Origin of the sequence: Streptomyces sp. SPB074 (assembly GCF_000154905.1) — a bacterium.
Lineage (GTDB): Bacteria > Actinomycetota > Actinomycetes > Streptomycetales > Streptomycetaceae > Streptomyces.
The window spans coordinates 611,825-629,966 of sequence record NZ_GG770539.1 but is presented as its reverse complement, the minus strand read 5'-3'; the positions used below and the strand labels follow the sequence as shown (position 1 = coordinate 629,966).

At 74.1% G+C, this 18,142-nt stretch carries 13 protein-coding genes, 1 tRNA gene and 6 pseudogenes; 16 read left to right on the top strand and 4 right to left on the bottom strand.

The genetic code is table 11. From position 1 onward, the window contains the following. Positions 1-14: 14 nt before the first annotated feature. Positions 15-1,460: a glyceraldehyde-3-phosphate dehydrogenase gene (locus tag SSBG_RS02565; RefSeq protein ID WP_037868769.1), complete on the bottom strand. Its 1,446-nt coding sequence runs from the start codon at positions 1,458-1,460 to the stop codon at positions 15-17. Between the two features lie 374 nt (positions 1,461-1,834). Between SSBG_RS02565 and SSBG_RS02560 the strand changes: the two genes are divergently transcribed. The 8 genes and pseudogenes from SSBG_RS02560 to SSBG_RS02530 all read left to right on the top strand — a co-directional run bounded on the left by SSBG_RS02560 (position 1,835) and on the right by SSBG_RS02530 (position 8,743). Beyond that, entirely contained in the window at positions 1,835-4,114 is a 2,280-nt protein-coding gene (locus SSBG_RS02560; protein ID WP_050776709.1) for a sensor histidine kinase, read from the top strand. Positions 4,115-4,190: 76 nt separating this feature from the next. After that, positions 4,191-4,622 carry a roadblock/LC7 domain-containing protein gene (locus SSBG_RS02555; RefSeq protein WP_008744670.1) on the top strand — a complete coding sequence of 144 codons (432 nt, stop codon included), beginning with the start codon at positions 4,191-4,193 and terminating at the stop codon, positions 4,620-4,622. A gap of 6 nt (positions 4,623-4,628) precedes the next feature. Further along, positions 4,629-5,027: a DUF742 domain-containing protein gene (locus SSBG_RS02550; protein WP_008744669.1), complete on the top strand. Its 399-nt coding sequence runs from the start codon at positions 4,629-4,631 to the stop codon at positions 5,025-5,027. Next, positions 5,005-5,640, top strand: coding sequence for a GTP-binding protein (locus SSBG_RS02545; RefSeq protein WP_008744668.1), 636 nt, complete (start codon positions 5,005-5,007; stop codon positions 5,638-5,640). The genes SSBG_RS02550 and SSBG_RS02545 overlap by 23 nt, the downstream gene beginning before the upstream one ends. After that, positions 5,637-6,152: a GAF domain-containing protein gene (locus SSBG_RS02540; protein WP_008744667.1), complete on the top strand. Its 516-nt coding sequence runs from the start codon at positions 5,637-5,639 to the stop codon at positions 6,150-6,152. The genes SSBG_RS02545 and SSBG_RS02540 overlap by 4 nt, the downstream gene beginning before the upstream one ends. Positions 6,153-6,291: 139 nt before the next feature. Further along, a pseudogene (locus SSBG_RS35985) lies at positions 6,292-6,789 on the top strand (alpha/beta hydrolase); the annotation flags it as partial. A 35-nt stretch (positions 6,790-6,824) separates the two neighbouring features. Then, a complete protein-coding gene (locus SSBG_RS35980) occupies positions 6,825-7,244 on the top strand; it encodes a serine aminopeptidase domain-containing protein (protein WP_420790258.1) in 420 nt (139 codons plus the stop codon). Positions 7,245-7,390: 146 nt separating this feature from the next. Further along, positions 7,391-8,743: an MFS transporter gene (locus tag SSBG_RS02530; protein ID WP_008744666.1), complete on the top strand. Its 1,353-nt coding sequence runs from the start codon at positions 7,391-7,393 to the stop codon at positions 8,741-8,743. A 45-nt stretch (positions 8,744-8,788) separates the two neighbouring features. On the opposite strand, the gene SSBG_RS02525 is transcribed toward SSBG_RS02530, so the two are convergent. Together SSBG_RS02525 and SSBG_RS02520 are read right to left on the bottom strand one after the other, a co-directional pair. Then, positions 8,789-9,694 (bottom strand): transketolase family protein, encoded by a 906-nt coding sequence (locus SSBG_RS02525; protein WP_008744665.1) that lies wholly within the window; start codon positions 9,692-9,694, stop codon positions 8,789-8,791. A gap of 15 nt (positions 9,695-9,709) precedes the next feature. Then, positions 9,710-10,417, bottom strand: a complete 708-nt coding sequence (locus tag SSBG_RS02520) for a transketolase (protein ID WP_008744664.1) — start codon at positions 10,415-10,417, stop codon at positions 9,710-9,712. 168 nt (positions 10,418-10,585) lie between these two features. On the opposite strand from SSBG_RS02520, the gene SSBG_RS02515 reads away from it, so the two are divergent. Beyond that, a tRNA-Pro gene (locus tag SSBG_RS02515) sits at positions 10,586-10,659 on the top strand. 103 nt (positions 10,660-10,762) lie between these two features. On the opposite strand, the pseudogene SSBG_RS02510 reads toward SSBG_RS02515, so the two are convergent. Further along, positions 10,763-11,182: pseudogene (locus SSBG_RS02510) on the bottom strand (tyrosine-type recombinase/integrase); the annotation flags it as partial. Between the two features lie 452 nt (positions 11,183-11,634). Between SSBG_RS02510 and SSBG_RS35620 the strand changes: the two are divergent. The 7 genes and pseudogenes from SSBG_RS35620 to SSBG_RS02490 all read left to right on the top strand — a co-directional run. Further along, a pseudogene (locus SSBG_RS35620) lies at positions 11,635-13,701 on the top strand (discoidin domain-containing protein); the annotation flags it as partial. Beyond that, a pseudogene (locus tag SSBG_RS35615) lies at positions 13,646-14,143 on the top strand (discoidin domain-containing protein); the annotation flags it as partial. The pseudogenes SSBG_RS35620 and SSBG_RS35615, both read left to right, overlap by 56 nt. Positions 14,144-14,717: 574 nt before the next feature. Beyond that, positions 14,718-15,614, top strand: a pseudogene (locus SSBG_RS35610) (FxLYD domain-containing protein); the annotation flags it as partial. Positions 15,615-15,738: 124 nt separating this feature from the next. Then, positions 15,739-16,030, top strand: a pseudogene (locus SSBG_RS34130) (ABC transporter ATP-binding protein); the annotation flags it as partial. A 101-nt stretch (positions 16,031-16,131) separates the two neighbouring features. After that, positions 16,132-16,347, top strand: coding sequence for a hypothetical protein (locus SSBG_RS02500; RefSeq protein WP_037868767.1), 216 nt, complete (start codon positions 16,132-16,134; stop codon positions 16,345-16,347). 198 nt (positions 16,348-16,545) lie between these two features. Then, positions 16,546-17,445 (top strand): YihY/virulence factor BrkB family protein, encoded by a 900-nt coding sequence (locus SSBG_RS02495; protein WP_008744661.1) that lies wholly within the window; start codon positions 16,546-16,548, stop codon positions 17,443-17,445. Positions 17,446-17,449: 4 nt separating this feature from the next. Continuing rightward, positions 17,450-18,142, top strand: a 693-nt coding sequence (locus tag SSBG_RS02490; protein WP_008744660.1) for a siderophore-interacting protein, incomplete at its 3' end; no start/stop codon positions are given.

The following is an 18,142-nucleotide window of genomic DNA, read 5'->3' as shown; positions in this document are numbered from 1 at the left end:
CCGTGCGCGGGTGCTCAGCCGAGGGGGGCCGGGAAGGTCGGGTACTCGACGCCCGAGACGTGCTGGACGACGCGGACGACCTGGCAGGAGTAGCCGAACTCGTTGTCGTACCAGAGGTAGAGGATCGCGTTGTCGCCGTCGACCTTGGTCGCCCCGGCGTCCACGATCGAGGCGTGGCGCGAGCCGACGAAGTCGCTGGAGACGGCGTCGGCGGAGGTGGTGAAGTCGATCTGGCGCCGCAGCGGTGAGGTGAGGGAGACCTCGCGCAGGTGGGCGAGGACCTCCTCGCGGCTCGTCTCGCGGGCCAGCCGGAGGTTCAGGATCGCGATCGACACGTCGGGGACGGGCACCCGGATCGAGCTGCCGCTGATCTTCGCCCCCAGTTCCGGCAGCGCCTTCGCGACGGCCGAGGCGGCGCCGGTCTCGGTGAGGACCATGTTGAGCGGCGCGGACCGGCCGCGCCGCTCGGAGCTGTGGTAATTGTCCAGCAGGTTCTGGTCGTTGGTGAAGGAGTGCACCGTCTCGACGTGCCCGCGCTCGACGCCGAACGCGTCGGCCATCGCCTTGAGCGGCGGCACGATGGCGTTCGTCGTGCAGGAGGCGCAGGAGATGATCCGCTCGTCCGGCTTGACCGTCTCGTGGTTCACGCCGTGCACGATGTTCGGCACGTCGCCCTTGCCGGGCGCGGTCAGGACGACTTTCGCGATGCCCGGGCGCAGGTGCTGGGAGAGGCCCGCGCGGTCGCGCCAGCGGCCGGTGTTGTCCACGAGGATCGCGTCGTTGATGCCGTACGCGGTGTAGTCCACCGTGGCCGGGTCGCCGGAGCGGATGAACCGTATCGCGTTGCCGTTCGCGATGAGGGTGTCGTTCTCCTCGTCCACGATGATCGTGCCCTGGAACTGGCCGTGGACGGAGTCGCGGCGCAGCAGCGAGGCGCGCTTGACGAGGTCCTGGCCGCCGGCGTCCCGGACCACGACGGCGCGCAGGCGCAGGCCGTTGCCCGAACCGGCCTTCTCGATGAGCAGCCGGGCCAGGAGCCGGCCGATGCGCCCGAAGCCGTAGAGGACGACGTCGCGCGGGGCGCCGCGTTCGATCTTGTGCGCGCCGGTCGCGCCCGCGACGGCCTCGGCGGTGAACTCCGCGACGCTCAGCCCCCGGTCGTCGCTCTTGTACGTCGCGGCGAGCATCCCGATGTCGATCTGCGAGGGACCGAGATCGAGCGTCGTCAGGGCCTGGAGGAACGGCATCGTCTCCAGGACCGACAACTCCTCGCCCGCGATCTGCCGGGCGAAGCGGTGGGTCTTGAGAATCCCGACCACCGACTTGTTCACCAGCGAGCGGCTGTGCAGCAGCACGGTGACGTCCCGTTGCCGCTGGAGCCCGCCGATGACGGGGATCATCGATTCCGCGATCTCCTCGCGGGTCTTCCAGTTGGTGAACACGTCCTCGTTGACAGTCACAGATCCATCTTTCGAGCTAGGTGGCGCTCATATGTTAACCCGGTGAATCCGATGATCAGGCGGGGCGGGGTGTGAGGTGTGCCCTGTTCGGGGCCGGTCTCGCACACGCGCTCCCCTCGGCGCCGCCCCTCGCTCCTCGTATGCGCGTGCGAGAAAACAGGGTGGTACGCACGCGCGTTCGGTGTGACGTACGCACGCCTGTTCGGCGCTTCGCGCTGGAGCGGGACCTCGGCCGTACGGGTTTGTCAACAGGCCCCTTCCGTTGTTCAGTTGGTCACTACCGTGGGCTGCCGTCGCCCCCCGCCGCACCCGTGCCGGGAGTGGCGCGAGATCCGTGCCCGCAGCATGTAATCCCCCCCGTACCGAGGACGTCGATGACACACCTCCGCGCCTCCGCCGGGCGAGCGGACCGCCGAGACGGCGGGGCCCGTCACGGCAGACCGGGCGCCCTGCTGCCCGAGTCGCACATACGGACACTGCTGCTGCGCACCGCGGTCCTGCCCGCGCTCGCGGTCGCGCTCAGCGGCCTCGCCGCGGTGCTGCTGCTCCTCGGTGCCGAGGACGACCCCGGCGGCGCCGTGAAGCTCGGCGTCGCGCTCTCGGCCGCGGTCGCGCTCGCCGCGCTGTGCGGCGCCGTGCTCGCCGCGCGCCGCGCGAGCCGCACGGTGCTGGACCGCGTCGGCGCCCTGCGCACCACGAGCGCCCGCCGCCAGACCGAACTGCGCGGCCTCGTGGACCGCTTGCGGCGCGGTGAACTGCCCCCGGTGCGCGAGGCGCAGTCCCGCCCGGACCGCGGCGGGGACGGGCTCGACCTGCTCGCCGACGAACTGCACCGCTTCCACGACGTCGCCATGGCCTCCGTCGTCCGCGCCTCGCAGCTCTCCACCCACGCGGGCCACGAACAGAAGGTCGAGGTCTTCGTCAACCTCTCGCGCCGCCTCCAGTCCCTCGTGCACCGGCAGATCCAGGTGCTGGACGAGCTGGAGAGCGGCACCGAGGACCCCGCGCTGCTCAAGGGCCTCTTCCACATCGACCACCTCGCGACCCGCACCCGCAGGCACGCCGAGAACCTCGCCGTGCTCGGCGGCTCCGTCTCGCGCCGCCAGTGGAGCACCCCCATCCCGCTCCAGCAGGTGCTGCGCTCGGCGGTCGCCGAGGTCGAGCAGTACCCGCGCGTCCGGCTCGTGCCGCCCGTGGACGGCGCGGTGCACGGCCAGAACGTCGCCGACATCGTCCACCTCATCGCCGAACTCGTGGAGAACGCGACGCTCTTCTCCGCGCCCCACACCCCCGTCCTGCTCCGCGCGGGCCGGGTCGCCGCCGGGCTCGCCGTCGAGATCGAGGACCGGGGCCTCGGCCTCGACCCCGCCGAACGCCACCGCATGAACACCGTCCTCGCCGACCCGGACCAGGTGAACCTCGCGGGGCTCCTCCAGGACGGCCGCATCGGCCTCTACGTCGTCGCCACCCTCGCCCGCCGCCACGGCATCGCGGTCCGCCTCCAGAGCAACATCTACGGGGGAGTCCAGGCCGTCGTCGTGCTGCCCACCGCCCTCCTGGGCGAGCCGCCCGCGAACCCGGCGGAGGCCGTCGCGGGCGGGGCGGCGGCGGAGGCCGTCGAGAGCGGCGCGGGACGGACCGCCGGGAGCGAGGCCGCGGAGGACGATCCCGCGGGGACGGCCACGGCCGAACCCTCGGGGACCGTCGAGACCGAGACCGACGAGGCCGAACCCGTCGAGGCCGAACCCGTCGAGGCCGAGGTGGTCGAAGAGGCGGACGCCGAGGACGACGCCCGGCGGGAGGCCGACGCGGTCGCGGGGCGCGCCGCCGAGGCGGAGCCCGTCCCCGTCGCGGCGGAGGAAGACGTCGCGACCGCCGCCGGGGAGTCCCACCGTACGGGCGGAACGCCCCCGCGCGACGGGGAGCCCCGGACCCCGGACGACGAGACCGCCGGGGCCACGCCCGCCGCCGGACACCCTCCGCTTCCCGTGCGCGGCGCGCTCGACTCGCTCCCCTCCCGGCGCACCCCGCACCCACGCGTGCCTGGGAACCACCGGACCGCGCCCAGCGCCGTCGCCGGGGAACCGTCGCCTCCCGGTACCTCCCCCTCCGAGGAGGCGGCGCCCGCGCCCCGCCCCGGCACTCCGCTCCCTGTGCGCGGCGCGAACGGCGGCCCTCGCGCCACCCCGGCGGACGCGCGCCCCGGCACCCAGCCCGGCGCGCCCCGCGTCTCGTTCGCCGACGCGGGCGCGATCCTCGCGCTCACCCGCCGCGACGGGAGCCCGGTCAGCGATCCCGAGGGCCCCGCCCCCGGACTGCCCAAGCGCGAGGCGCAGACCCACATGGTCCCGCAACTGCGCAGGGAGAACGAAACGTTGCCGCAGGCACGCGCCGAAACCCCGGAGAACGAGGACGCCTTGCACACCCCCGACCTCATGGCCGCCTTCCGGCAGGGGTACGACCGGGCGTTCTCCCTCCACGAAACGGTGCCGCAGCAGGGGGAGCCAACGACCCGCGTCCCCGCCGGGCAGGCCGTCGCGGAACCGGAACCCGTCCGCGCCGACGGGGCCGGAAGCACCCGCGGCGAAGGCACGCCCGCCGACCGCGACCCGGCCGGCCACGCCCCCGTCGAGCCTCCCGCGCGGGCCGACTGAACCGCCCTCCGGCAGGAAGGCGCCCCCGGGGCCGCACGGCCCCCGCCCGTACCCGTACGCAAGGAGCGACACCCCCATGGAGAGCGAAGCCCCCCGAGCGGGCAGCGTGTCCGATCTCGACTGGCTGCTCAGCGGTCTCGTGCAGCGCGTCGCGCACAGCCGCAGCGCCGTACTCCTCTCCGCCGACGGACTCGTCAAGTCCGTGCACGGACTCGACAAGGACAGCGCCGACCACCTCGCGGCGCTCGCCTCGGGCATCCACTCCCTCGCCCGCGGCGCGGGCGTCCGCTTCGCGGACGGCGGCGAGGTCCGCCAGGTCGTCGTCGAGCTCTCCACCGCGCTCCTCTTCGTCTCCGCCGCCGGCTCCGGCACCTGTCTCGCCGTCCTCGCCGGGCCCGAGGCCGACCCGGGCGTGCTCGGCTACGAGATGGCGATGCTCGTGAAAAGCGTCCGCCCCTTCCTCGTCACCCCCGCCCGGCGCCCCGCGCGCGTGGCGCGGACGAGCTGAGCGGCCGTGACACTCCAGCCGGCGGGCGGCCGGCGCCGCCGCAAGGAGGGCAGGTCCTGGTACGACGGCGAGGCCGGGCGCCTCGTCCGCCCGTACACCGTCAGCGGGGGGCGCACCACGCCCCGTACCGCCTTCGGCCTGCTCTCGCAGGTGCGCGCCACCGGCACCCCGGCACCCGCGCACCTCGGGCCCGAGCACAGCGAGGTGCTCGGCCTGTGCTCCGTACCGGCCTCCGTCGCCGAACTCGCCGGGCGGCTGCGGCTGCCCGTCGTCGTCACCAAGGTGCTGCTCTCCGACCTCGTGGACTGCGGCTCCCTCGTCAGCAAACAGCCGGACATCTCCCCCCACCTCACGGACCGGTCCCTACTGGAGGCATTGCTCGATGGACTACGACGACGGCTCTGAGACCTTCCCCACCGCACTCAAGATCCTGGTCGCCGGTGGTTTCGGAGTGGGCAAGACGACGTTCGTCGGCGCGGTGAGCGAGATCGCCCCGCTCAGCACCGAGGAACTCCTCACCAGCGCCAGCGCCGGGACCGACAGCCTCGAAGGCGTCGAACGCAAGACGACCACCACGGTCGCCATGGACTTCGGCCGCATCACGCTCGACCGCGACCACGTCCTCTACCTCTTCGGCACCCCGGGCCAGGAACGCTTCTGGTTCATGTGGGACGAACTCTCCGAGGGAGCGCTCGGTGCCGTGATCCTCGCCGACACGCGCCGCCTCGCCGACTGCTTCGCCGCCGTCGACTTCTTCGAGGAACGCGGCCTCGGCTTCGTCGTCGCGATCAACGAGTTCGACGGCGGGCACCGCTACGAGGCCGAGGAGGTGCGCGCCGCGCTGTGCCTGCCGCCGCACGTGCCCGTCGTGCACTGCGACGCCCGGATCTCCAGCTCGGGCATCCAGACCCTGCTGACCCTCGTCAAGCACCTGCTGACGGCGGCACGCCCAGCCCCGGTCCCCGCCGCCCCCGCGCCCGCTCCTGCCTCCCCGCCCGGCGACCGGGCCTCCGCGTGAACACCGGCCGCCTCCTGCTGCTCCCCGACGACCCCGAGGCGCCCGAACGCGAGCGCCGCCTCGCCGCCCTCGGCCTCGGCGCCGCGCCGGTGCCCGCGCTCGACGCCCACGCCGCCCGCCTCGCGGCCGGGGCCGGCGCCCCCTTCGCCGGGGTCAACTTCGTGCACACCGGCCACCAGTACCTCGCCGGACTCCACCCGCACGGCGTTCCCGCCGCCGCCCGGCGCGTCCCGCGCGCCCACGGCTTCTGCCCGTACGTCGTCGTCCGCCGCAAGGCGCTCGTCCTGGACGACGTGCGCGACTACCCGCGTTTCTCACCGAACGAGGCCGTGGACCTCTCCGGCATCCGCGCCTACCTCGGCGCCCCCCTCACCGACCACGACGGCTTCGTGCTCGGCACGCTGTGGGCCGCCGCGCGCGAACCGCGCGACTGGGGCCGCGAGGCACTGGCCCTCGTGAAGACCCTCGCGGACGAGGTGTCCCCGTGCGTGCGCGCGGCGGGCGGCGCCTGAACGGAGCCCGGCGGGAGAAGGGGGGCATGGGCGGGGCCGGGCGGGGGAGAGGGGGCATGAGCGCCGCCGGGCGGGGGAGTGGACTCCCCAGAGGCCCCCGCGGCTTCCCGGGAACCCCGTACGAAGGAGCACGACCACCATGACCGCACCCACCCGCGGCGTGCTCCAGAGCGGAGACGGCGCCGCCGTCGCCACCTGGACGTGGCTGCCGCCCGAGGGCCGCAGGCCCCGCGCCTTCCTCCAGCTCGTCCACGGCGCCGCCGAGCACGCCCGCCGCTACGAGCGCTTCGCCGCCCACCTCACCGCGCACGGCTACGGCGTCCTCGCCTCCGACCACCGGGGGCACGGCGCCACCGCCCCCTCCACCGGCGGCTACGGCGTCACCGGCACGGACGAGGGCCCCGAGGCGGACGGCTGGCTCGCGATCCTCGCCGACCTCAAGGCCGTCGGCGACCAGGCCCGCGCCCTGTACCCCGAGGTCCCCGTCCTGATGCTCGGTCACAGCCTCGGCTCGATGCTCGCCCGCGAGTACGCCCAGGAGTACCCCGACGACCTCACGGGCCTCGTCCTCACCGGCGTCTTCCGTCCCTGCCCGGCGCCGCGCACGCCTCCGACACCGCCCGCCCGGAGGAGGAGATCGCCGCCCACGGGCGCGCCTTCATCAGCGACTACGTGCCCCGCCTCTTCGCCTCCTTCAACGACGACTTCCCGCACCGGACCGGCTTCGAGTGGCTCTCGCGCGACGAGGCCGAGGTGGACGCGTACGTCGCCGACGAGCGCTGCGGCTTCCCCTTCTCGGCTGGGCCCGCGTACGACTGGCTGCGCGCCTCGCGCCGCGTCAACGACCCGGACCGCCTGGCCCTGATGCCCCGTGACCTGCCCGTCCACCTCGCCGCCGGCACCCTCGACCCCTGCAATCAGGGAATGACCCTCGTCGACGCGCTCCTCGACGACTACCGCGAGCACGGTGTGAGCGACCTCACCTGGAAGGGTTACGAGGGCGCGCGCCACGAGATCCTCAACGAGAGCGAACCCGACCGGACCGCGGTCCACGAGGACCTGACCGCCTGGCTGGACGCGCACACCCTCTGACTCGCGCCCCACCGGCCCGCACGTCCCCGGACTCGGCGCGCCCCGGTACGCGCCGGGCGGTACGCGCCGACGTCCGCGGCCGCGCGGTGGCATGATCTCGGGCTGCGGCACCACGGCCGCGCCCGGGCACGGAGGGACGAGCGGTCATGGCGGCTGGACGGGAAGCGAAGGGGAAGCGGACCGGGGGACGCGGCGGCGGACGCGCGGCGGAGCGGGCCGGGGAGCCGGGCGCGCGCCTGTGGACGCGGGACTTCGGCCTCTTCTTCACCGCCCGCGCCGTCGCGAAGCTCGGCGACACCATGCTCCCCGTCGCGCTCGCCGCGGGTCTCCTCCAGGAGGGGTACGGGGCGGGGGCCGTCGGCCTCGCGATGGCCTCGTCCGTCGCCCTGTTCGCCGGGCTCGTCATCTTCGGCGGCGTCATCGCCGACCGCTTCGACACACGCAAGCTCATGACGGGCGCCGACTCCGTGCGCGTCCTCACCCAGTCCGTGGCGGCCCTGCTCTTCTTCACGGGCAGCGCCCAGCTCTGGCAGATCTGCGTCATCGGCGGCCTCAACGGCATCGCGTCCGCGCTCTTCCAGCCGGGCGTCGCCTCGACGGTGCCGCGCCTGGCCGCCGACGTGCAGAAGGCGAACGGCGCCGTGCGGGTCGCCGAGTCCGTCGCCGCCCTCCTCGGTCCCGCCTTCGCCGGGATGCTCGTGGGCCTCGCCTCGCCCGGCGCCGTCTTCCTCGTCCACGCGGGCACGTACCTCGTGAGCGCGCTCTGCCTGCTCACGCTCCGCCTCCCGGCGGCGCCGCCGCGCGCCGAGACTGCCGCCCCGAGCCGCTTCCGCGCCGACCTGGTCGAGGGCTGGCACGAGTTCCGCTCGCGCGTGTGGCTGTGGGGCGTCATCTCGGTGTGGGGCCTGTACATGGTCGCGGCCTGGGGCCCCGCCGTGCCGCTCGTCGCGACCCGTGTCGTGGACGAGCACGGCGCGGGAGCGTACGGCCTCATCAACACGGCGCTCGGCGCGGGCACCGTGCTCGGCGGGCTCATCGCGCTGCGGCTGCGCCCGCTGCGGATGCTCCGTGCGGGCGCCGTCGCCTTCTTCACGGTGAGCCTGTTCCCCGCGGCGGTCGGCGCGGGGCTCCCCGTCCCCGGCATGGCGGCCGGGGCGTTCGTGGCGGGTGTGGGCACGGCGTTCTGGGGCGTCATGTGGGCGACGACGGTGCAGACCCAGGTCCGCCCCGAGGTCCTCAACCGCATCCACGCCTACGACGTCGCCGGTTCGCTCGCGCTGCTCCCGGTCGGCCAGGCCCTCGCGGGCCCGGCCGCCGCGCTCTTCGGCACCGACGCGGTACTCCTCGCCGGGGGCGTCGTGATCCTCGTGTGCGGCGCCGTCCTCCTCCTCGTCCCCGGCATCCGCCTCCTGCACCGCGCCGAACCCGGCCTCACGCCCGCGGCGAGCGGCGGCACGCTCCCGGCCCAGGACGAGCCGAGGCGGCAGGCACGGGCCTGAGCGGAGCGCCGCCCGGGGCCGGACCACGCCGCCCGCCCCGGGTTCTCAGCCGCCCGTGCCGAGGAAGCTCCCGATCCGCTCGCGCAGCCCCGCCGCGTCGAGCCCGTGTGCCGCCACGTGCTCGGCGGGGGAGCCGTAGCGGCGCAGCTCGGCGCGTCCCACGCCGAGGCCGAGCACGCGGTGCGGGCGGTGCAGGAGGGCTTCGGCGACGGCGGCGGTCGAGGTCCCGGCGAGGTACGGCTCGGCCAGGACGACGTCGGCCGCGCCGGTGGCGTCCACGGCGGCGCGCAGCGCCGGGCCGTCGAAGGGCCGCACCGTCGAAGCGTACAGGACGGTGACGTCCAGCCCCTCGGTCGCGGCGAGCACCGCGTCGAGCAGCGGCCCGACGGCGAGGACGACGCCCGCGCGCCCCTCGCGCAGCACGAGCGGGGTGCTCCCGTCCACGGGCCGCGCCCGCTCGTTCGCCTGCTCCGAGAGCCGTACGTAGACGCGGTCCTCGCCCCGTACGGCGTGCCGCAGCAGCGCCTCGGCCTCGTCGGGGTGCCCGGGCACGTGCACGGTCCACCCGTCGAGGGTGTCGATGAGGGCCACGTCGCCCGGCGACATGTGCGTGAAGCCGCCGGCGGCGATGTCGTACGAGGCCCCGGAGCTGACCAGGACGCCCCCGACGCCCTGGTGCCCGAAGTCCAGCTTGACCTGCTCGAAGGGCCGCTCGACCAGGAAGCTGGCGAAGGTGTGCAGGACGGGCCGCATCCCGGCGAGCGCGAGCCCGCCGCCCACGCTCACGAGCAGTTGTTCGCGGATGCCGAGATCGATGACCCGGTCCGGGTGGCGCCCGGCGGCCTCGGTGAAGCGGTCGCCGCTGATCACGGCGAGGGCGACGGCGAGCCGTTCGTCCTCGTCCAGCAGGGCGGTCATGGTGGTGCCGAAACGGTCGCGCATGGATTCCACGATGGTGCTCCTCGGTCAGTTCTTGGCTTCGACGTGGGCGACGACGGCGAGCGGGCGGCCCGGGTGCGGGGCGGTGAAGGCCGCGTACAGCGCCTCGTGGTCGCGGCCGTCGGCCTCCTCGACCGCCCAGCCACCGGCCGCGAAGCGCGCGGCGAGCGCGCCGGGGCGGCCCCAGGTGGCGGAGTCGTTGTCGATCACGACGGTGTGCAACCGGTCGAGCCCGGCGGCCCCGGCGAAGGCGACGGCCTCCTCGTTGGAGCCCTCGTCCAGCTCGGCGTCCCCGACCAGGACCCACACGGCCGCGTCGCCCAGCCCGCGCGCCTTGAGGCCGAGCGCGACCCCGGCCCCGAGCGGCAGCCCGTGCCCCAGCGAGCCGCTGCTGATCTCGGCCCCGGGCACGAGCGTGCGGTCGGGGTGGAAGCCGAGCGGCGAGTCGAAGCCGCCGAAGTCGTCCAGCCACGCGGCGGGCAGGAAGCCCTTCGCGGCGAGCACCGCGTAGTACGCCATGGGTCCGTGCCCCTTCGACAGCAGGAACCTGTCCCGCCCGGGCGCGTCCGCCGTCTGCGGCGTGACCCGCAGCACCCGGTCGTACAGCACCCACAGCGCGTCGAGCGTCGAGGTGGCCGCGGGCCCGTGCTTCTCGTCCCCGGTCAGCCGCGACATGAGCTTCGGCAGCTCCGCGTACCCCTCGGAACCGGTCTGTGCCGGCGTGAAGATCGTCATGCGGACGACGATAAAACCTCAAGTGAACTTGAAGTCAAGGCGTCCGCAGGCGGTGCGGGAGCGCTGCGGGAGTGGAAAACCGGGCACGACCACCGCCCCGGATGCGGTAAGCTTTCTGTGCGCGTCCGGCCCGGGCCTCCCACCCGAAAGCCCAGGCCACACGCGCATCGGGACGTGGCGCAGCTTGGTAGCGCACTTGACTGGGGGTCAAGGGGTCGCAGGTTCAAATCCTGTCGTCCCGACTTTACGAAGTCGCAGGTCAGGGCCGGTATCGGAGAAATCCGACACCGGCCCTGAGGCGTTTGTGGCGACCAGTTGGGGACCAGGGCTCGCTTGACCGGTGTTTCAGCGGGTCATGGCGATGGGCTGGGAAAGGGGGTGTGGGGCGCGGATGGCGGTGAGGTGGGCGGAGAGCGCGGTTCCGGCGGCGGTGATTTTGTGGATGTCGGGGTGTAGGTAGCGCTGGGTGGTGTTGAGGGAGCCGTGGTCGGCGATGCGGCGCAGGATGTGGACGGGTGTGCCGGCGTCGGCGAACCAGGTGAGTCCGGTGTGGCGGAGGTCGTGGCGGCGAAGGTGTTCGTAGCCGAGCTTGGTGACGACCTCGTCCCAGTGGGTGGCGTCGCGCAGGACGGCGGTGGAGATGCGGCCTCCTCGGGGGCCGGTGAAGAGGCGGGCGTCGGGGTCGGGGCCGGCGGTGAGGATGCGTTGGGCGACGAGGGGGCGGATCTCCTCGACGATGGGTACGAAGCGGGCGCGTTTGCCCTTAAGGAGTGGTGCGACGAAGCGGCCGCCCGCTCGCCCTTGCGGACGTCCCGCCGCGGCGAAGCCGCCCGCATCTCGACGGGGCCGGTCCTCGCCGCGCCCATCACCCCGCGTCCGCTCACCGGGACCATGACGCCGCGAGCCCCGGGCCGGGAGGGCATCGCCGGTGGTGACCGCCGCGCACCGGCGAAGGCGTCCGCGCGTGCCGTGCCTCCGCCGGTGCGGGCGAGGGGCGCGCGGCCGTGGCTTCGACGCGGTCGCCATCAACTGCTCCGCGCACGTGTCTTGACGGGCGCCATCGGTGACACAGAGGCTTTGGCAACGTTGTCAAAGCGCGGAATATCACGTTCAGTCGCGGAGACAACGTTGCCACATGCCACTAATCGCTCCCGCGCGTCCCGTCACCCGCCCCGGCGTCCGGCCGTTCGGGGCGCTGCCTGAGGGATACCCATCGCATGTCCGAGCAGCCGTCCCCCGCCCCTTCGCTGTCCCGCCCGTCCCGGCGCGGAGTCGTCGTCACCGGAGCCACCCTTCTCGCCGGGTTCGGCCTCGACGCCCTGTCGCCCGCCGCCGCTCACGCCCAGGACAAGGGCGGTAGGGGGACCCGCGAACTCGCCCGGCACCGGCCCGTACGCGTCTCTTCGACGGACTACGCGCCGCCCCCCGGCGCCTTCGCCGTGGACGGTCTCAACGCGACCGGTCCCCGGGGCAGCGGCTGGCGCGCCGCCGCCGGTGACCCGCAGTGGATCAGCGTGGACCTCCAGGCGCGCTGCCGCGTCAGCCGTGTCGCGCTCGTCTTCGAGGCCGCTGCCGGGGACCCCGTCTTCACCCCGCCCACGACGGGCAACCCGCGTACGGGCACCACGGGCAGGGAGAACCTGTCCAGCTACGCCACCGCCTTCGACCTGGAGGTCTCGGACGACGGCAGGTCGTGGCAGCGCGTGCACCGCGCCGCGGACGGCAAGGGCGGGCGCGTCGAGATCGCGCTCGCCCGTCCCGTGAGCTGCCGGTGGGTGCGCCTCACCGCGCACAAGCGCTCGGGCGCCCTGCCGCTCGGCCTCAACGGTTTCGCCGTCTTCGGCGAGGAGCCAGGCCACCGCCCCGCCGCCACCGGCTGGACCGACTGGGGCACCCACCGCCACGCCGCCCCCGCGCTCGCCCTCGCAGACGACGGGACCGTACCGGTGGAGTCGGGCTGGGTCCTGACGACGGACGACCGGGCCGGGGGCGACGGGGCCGCGCTCTCGCGCGCCACCCAGGACACGAGCGACTGGCTCCCCGCCCTCGTGCCCGGCACGGTGCTCGGCGCCCTCGTCGCCGAGGGCAAGCTGCCCGACCCGGTGGCGGGGCTCAACAACCTGCGCGTCCCCGAGGCCCTGTCCCGTCACACCTGGTGGTACAAGCGGGACTTCGCCGTCCCGCGCGGTCTGCGCGCCGGCCGGGGCCGCCGCGTGTGGCTGGAGTTCGACGGCGTCAACCACGCCGCGGAGGTGTGGCTCAACGGCCATCGTGCCGGGGAACTGAGCCACCCCTTCGCCCGTGCCGCGCTCGACGTGACCGGACTCCTCACCGAGCGCGGCGAGAACGCCCTCGCCGTACGGATCAGCCCCATGCCCGTGCCCGGCGGCCCCGGCGACAAGGGACCGGCGGGTGAGGCGTGGGTGGACGCGGGCGCCGGGCAGATGAACCTGAACTCGCCCACCTACCTGGCCTCCTCCGGCTGGGACTGGATGCCCGCCGTCCGCGACCGGGGCGCCGGGATCTGGAACCACGTACGGCTGCGCGCCACCGGACAGGTCGTCATCGGCGACCCCCGCGTGGACACCGTGCTGCCCGGGCTGCCCGACACCTCGCTGGCGGAGATCACCGTCGTCGTCCCCGTGCGCAACGCCGACACCCGCGACCACACCGTGCGTGTCGAAGCCGCCTTCGCGGGAATCGAGGTCGCCAGGAACCTGACCGTCCGCGCCGGCGAGGAGGCGGAGGCCGTCTTCACGCCCGACGCCTTCGCCGCGCTGCGCCTGCGCCGCCCGAAGCTGTGGTGGCCCAACGGCCTCGGCGAGCCGCATTTGTACGACCTGCGGCTCACCGCGCGCGTGGACGGCACCGAGAGCGACCACCGCACCACCCGCTTCGGCGTCCGCCAGTTCGGCTACGCCTGCGAGATTCCGCTCCCCTTCGGCACCGCCGAGGACGCCGCCCTCCAGTCCGTGGACCTCGGCCGCCGCAGCGCCCGCTACGTCCGGCTGAACTGCGGTGAGCGCGCGACCGACTGGGGCTTCTCGCTCTGGTCCCTCTCCGTCCTCGACAGCGAGCGCCCCGGGACCGATCTCGCCCTGCACGCCGGGGCCACCGCCTCCTCCACGGACGGTGACGGCGGCGCCGCCGCGCACGCCACGGACGGGGACCCCGCGACCCGCTGGTCCTCGGCGTACGAGGACGGGCAGTGGCTGCGCGTCGATCTCGGTGCCGAGCAGGACTTCGACCGCGTGGACCTCACCTGGGAACGCGCCTGCGCGCGTACCTTCACCGTGCAGGTCTCCTCGGACGGCGAGACGTGGACGGACGCGGCGAGCGTCGACCACTCCGCCCTGCCGCTCCCCCTTCGGCAACGCGGACGCGAGCCTGCGCGTCACCGAGTTCCCCGAGGTCACCGCCCGCTGGGTGCGGCTCGCCTGCGGGAAGCGCGCGACGAGCTGGGGCAACTCCCTGTGGTCGCTCGGCGTCCCGTACGACGGGAAGGACCTGGCGCGCGCGGCGACCGTCTCGGCCTCCAGCGAGTCCGACCACCCGGCGGCCCACGCGACCGACGGCCGCGACGACACCCGCTGGTCCTCGCAGGCCGAGGACGACCAGTGGATCGCCCTCGACCTCGGCGAGGCCCGCGCCTTCGACCGTGTCGCTGCGCTGTGGGAACGCGCCTACCCGAAGACGTACACGGTGCAGGTCTCCGACGACGGCCGCGCGTGGAAGGACGTGGCGAGCGTCGACAACGCCCCCAAGCCGCTGCGCCTGAGCGTCAACGGCGTCCCGGTCCTCGCGCGCGGCGGCAACTGGGGGTGGGACGAACTCCTGCGCCGTATGCCCGAGGAGCGCCTCGACGCCGCCGTGCACATGCACCGCGACATGAACTTCACCATGATCCGCAACTGGGTGGGCAGTTGCGACCGCGAGGAGTTCTTCGCCAAGTGCGACGAGTACGGCATCCTCGTGTGGAACGACTTCCCGAACGCCTGGGGCATGGACGCCCCCGACCACGACGTCTTCATCGCCCAGGCCCGGGACACCGTGCTGCGCTACCGCATCCACCCGAGCGTCGTCGTGTGGGGCGGCGCCAACGAGGGCGACCCGCCCGCCGCGATCGACCAGGGCATGAGCAAGGCGGTCAAGGAACTCGCGCCCGGCCCTCCTCTACCAGAACAACTCCGCGGGCACCATCGTCACGGGCGGCGGTCCCTACGGCTACGTCGAGCCCGAGAGCTACTTCACCGCGGGCACGTACGGCAGCGGCTCCTTCGGCTTCCACACCGAGATCGGTATGCCCGTCGTCTCCACGGCCGAGAGCCTGCGCGCCATGACCGGCGACGAGCCGGAGTGGCCCATCGGCGGCGCCTGGTACCACCACGACTGGAGCGACAACGGCAACCAGGCCCCGCAGCACTACAAGGAGGCGATCGAGCGGCGCCTCGGCACCGCGCGCGGCCTCGACGACTGCGCCCGCAAGGCCCAGTTCGTCAACTACGACAACGCCCGCGCGATGTTCGAGGCCTGGAACGCGCACCTGTGGGACGACGCGACGGGGCTCATGCTGTGGATGTCGCACCCGGCGTGGCACAGCACCGTCTGGCAGACGTACGACTACGACTTCGACGTCAACGGCACGTACTACGGGGCCCGTTCCGCCTGCGAGCCGGTCCACGTGCAGGCCGACCCGGAGAAGTGGGAGGTGCTCGCGCTCAACCACACCGGCGCGGCGCTGAAGGACGTACGCGTCGAGGCCCGCCTGTACGACCTCGACGGCAGGCAGCTCGGCCGCACCCGTTCCACGGGCCTCGACGTACCGGCCGCGGCCAAGGCGCGCGCCTTCACGAGCGGGTTCACCGCCGGTCTGCCCGAGCTGCACCTGCTGCGGCTCACCCTCAGCACCTCCGGCGGCCGGGTCCTCTCCGAGAACACCTACTGGCGCCACCGCACGCCGGAGGCGATGCGGGCCCTCGGCGGCCTCCCCGACGCCCGCCTCACCGTCACCGCTCTGGGCCGCACGCGCAAGGGCGACCGCGAGGAGGTGCGGGTACGCGTCGGCAACCGGGGCCGCGCGGTCGCCGCGATGACGCGTCTGTCGCTGCGCGAGGCGCGGGGCGGGGCCCGTGTCCTGCCCACCCTCTACAGCGACAACTACCTGTGGCTCCTGCCGGGCGAGTCGCGCACCGTCACCCTCTCCTGGCCCCGCACGGCCGCCCACGCGGGCCTCACCGTCCGCGCCGAGCCGTTCAACGGGAAGGCGGCCACCGCCGGGGCCTTACACCCCCGGCCCGCACCCGGCACGCGAGGGCACTGCCGAACGGGGCCTCCCGGCACCGGACGAACCCACGATGAACCGCGACCCGCGCCGAGTACCGGGTCTTCCAGCGGCTGCGCGGGCTGGCGAAGGACCGCGTGGTCCTGCTCGTCACGCACCGCATCACGAACTTGGCCGTCGCGGACCGCGTCGTCGTGCCGGACCAGGGCCGGGTCGTGCGGGAGGGCACGTACGAGCAACTGGCGGCAGGTCCCGGTCCCTTCCATGACCTGCTCGCCTATCAGGTGAGGGCCCGTCCGGCGCGGGCGGCGGGGGAGGAGCGGGCGGGGTAAGCGTTTGCCCGCTGCCGAGGGCGGGGATACCCTGAGTGACCTTCGTACGGGGGTTCGGCGCGGCTCGGAGGCAGGCGCGCGCGAGAGTCGGGGGGCTCGCCATGGTCACGATCGGTGTCCTGTTCGGAGTGCTGGCGCTGCTCGTCGTCGCGGTCGTCGTCAAGGTGCTGCGGCGCCCGTACTCCGGCACGCGGCACGCCGAGGGCCTGCGCATCGAGGAAGCGGCCCGGCGCCGGGCACAGGCCGACCGCTCCCGGTACGGTGCCTACTCCATGCACGGCGCGGTCGTCCCGCCACGAGACGGCGGGCGGCCCTGAGACACCCGCCCGCCGCCGTGACCGGTGGCCCCGCCGCCGCGCCCGTGACCACGCGGGACCCCCTCGCGGAGTGCCCGCGCGTCCGCCGGGGTAGACGACCGGGACGGTGCCCCACCGGCGCGTGAACCCGGCGGGCCGGAGGGGCACCCGCCGTATCCCGTCCCCATCCCGTCCCCGCCTCCCCCCCCGGACCGCCCCATGCTCCGTCACGCCGCCGACTGGTGGCCCGCCCTGCGCCGCACGCCCCTCAGCCTGTGGAACGACGACGTCACCGACGACGCCGCCGCGCTCACCTACTACGCGATGCTCGCGCTGCTGCCCGCCCTGCTCGTGACCGTCGTCGTCTTCGCGCTCCTCGGCCACGACACGGCACGCACCCTGATCGCCTACCTCACGGACTACGCCCCCGGGCAGTCGGGCCCGCAACTGCACGATCTGCTCACCCGGATGCTCACCGAGAACGCCACGGCGTGGCCGCTCATCGCCACCGGGACGTTCAGCGCCTTCTGGTCCGCGTGCAGCTATCTCGCGGTCTTCCGGCGCTCCCTGCACCGGATGCATTGCACGACCGACGCCCGCACCCCGGTCAAGCGCGCCCACCGGATCGTGCTCACCGCCCTCGCCCTGCTCGGCCTGCTCGTCCTCACCGCGCTGCTGCTCGTGCTGAGCAACCCCGTCGTGGACGCGATCGGGCGCGCGCTGCACCTGGACGAGGGGGTCGCGCTCGCCTGGCGGGTGCTGCGCTGGCCGATGCTGCTGTGCCTCGTCTCCGGGCTGGCCTGGGTCGCCTTCAGCAACGGCCCGCGCATCGCCGGGCGCCGCCGCTACAGCCTGCCCGGCGGTGTCCTCGCCACCGTCCTGTGGCTCCTCGCCACCGCCGGATTCACCCTGTACACGAGCCTCATCGGCACCTACAGCGCGCTCTACGGCTCGCTCGCCGGGATAGTCGTCTTCCTCATCTGGCTCTGGCTCTCCAACCTCGCGCTGCTCGCGGGCGCCCAGTTCGCCGCCGAACTCGGCAAGGCCGACCGGGCCGAGGCCGCGGAGAACGACGAGGGGAGCGGGACGCGAAAAGAAAATGAGCTTAGGCTAACCTAAGGCAATGGCGAAGAACCCTCGGCTGATGCCCGAAAGCCCTGCCCTGTACCGCGGCGAGGTCCTGCGCGCCGCCCGCCTGACCCCGTCCATGCAACGCGTCACGGTGACGGGCCCGCAGTTCGCGGCCTTCCCGTACCGGGGCTACGACCACTGGTTCCGGCTCTTCCTGCGCCTCCCGCACCAGCGCGGCCTCGAACTCCCCGAGCTGTCCGGCCGGCGCTGGTGGGACCCGTACTTCGCGATGCCCGAGGAGATCCGGCCGCACTGCGCCAACTACACCGTCGCGGGCTTCCGCCCCGGGACCGGCGAGCTGGACATCGACTTCGTCGTGCACAGCGGCCCCGACGGCGAGCCCGAGGGCGCGGCGGCCATCTGGGCCTGCGCGGTCCGGCCCGGCGACCCGGTCGCGCTCTACGACCAGGGCCTCATCTTCGACCGCCCGGACGACGCGAGCGAGGTGCACCTCGTCGCCGACGAGAGCGGGCTGCCCGCCGTCGCCGGCATCCTGCGCTCGCTGCCCGCCCACACGCGCGGCCGGGCCCTCGTCGAGGTCCCGCTCGACGCCGACCGCAGGGACCTCGAAGCGCCCGCCGGCATGGAGATCGTCTGGGTGGTCCGCGACGACGCCCACGCCGTCCCCGGCGAAGCCGCCCTCGCCGCACTGCGCCGCCGCACCACCGTGGCCCCGACGGGCTGC